At 41.7% G+C, this 1,174-nt stretch carries 1 protein-coding gene; it reads right to left on the bottom strand.

Going from position 1 to position 1,174, the window contains the following annotated elements; all coding sequences use genetic code 11:
* Positions 1 to 1,076, bottom strand: a 1,076-nt coding sequence (locus tag ASU02_RS25420) for an IS256 family transposase (protein ID WP_057768473.1), incomplete at its 3' end; no start/stop codon positions are given.
* Positions 1,077 to 1,174: the final 98 nt, after the last annotated feature.

Here is a 1,174-nt window from a genome sequence, read left to right as displayed (position 1 = left end):
GGGAAGACACGTATTACTTTCTCCCTTCTACGGACTTCCTGGTTTAAGCGTTCAAGGGAATTTGTGCTTCGTAGGTGAGGGTGTAGCTTCTCAGGAAAGTTTAGGTATTGAATGGCATCTTCGAAGCCGTCATCTAAAGTTGCCAAAGCCTTGGCATATTTAGCTTCATCCCCAAACTGGTTCATTAATTCATTCTTAAATCTGCGGATATCCTCCATCGTAACAGCTTCAAAGACACGTTTAATCATCCTGCGTATCTCTACGGAATCTTTCTTGGGAAGTTTCTCTATAATATTACGTTTAAAATGTACCAGGCACCTTTGCCACGTAGTACCGATAAAATCACGCTGTATCGCCTTTTGGAGGCCTAGATGTGCATCTGAGATGACCAGTTTGGGAGATTGAAGCCCACGAGATTTAAGCTGTTGGAAGAAACGGCTCCAACTCTCGAAATCTTCCGCATGATCCACACTAAGCCCAAAGATTTCACGTGTATTCTTGTCGGTAATAGCAGTAGCGATGTACACGGCCTTCGAGACAACCCGGTTGTGTTCCCGGACCTTTATATACATGGCATCCACAAAAACATAAGGATAATACATGACATTCAAAGGGCGTTTAGACCAATCATTAATTATGGGGTCAAGCTTTTGGGTAAGGGAAGATACAAACGACTTCGAAATGTTTTCCCCACAGAGCTGCTCGACAATATGCGTGACCTTCCGGGTTGAAACGCCGTTAATGACCATTTCCAGCATGGCGAGGACCAGAGCTTGGTCACATCGGGCATACTTGTCAAAAACTGAAGTGGAAAACTCACCATTTCTGGTTCTGGGTACCTTTAGCTTTAGTTTGCCAATACCTAGTATCAATTCACGTTCATAGTAGCCGTTTCGATAGTCTCGGCGATCTGGAGATCGTTCATAAGCAGCCGCCTGTAAATAAACGTCTCTCTCTTTTTCCATGACTTCATTTAGAACTAAGACAATCGCTGATTTAATCACCATATCGAGATTAGAATTGATGATAGATTCTTTTAAAAGGTCTAAATCTAGGTTAAACTGTAAGTGAGTCATTTTATTTCCTCTTTTCATTGTTTATCGTCGCTGAAAACAGTGTTGCCAAGAGTGAATAAAATGACTCTTTCTTTTTACACAATTATATGGACTTTATC

It is taken from the genome of Cytobacillus praedii (assembly GCF_001439605.1).
Taxonomy (GTDB): Bacteria; Bacillota; Bacilli; order Bacillales; family Cytobacillaceae; genus Cytobacillus; species Cytobacillus praedii.
This window is presented reverse-complemented; position numbering and strand designations above follow the sequence as displayed.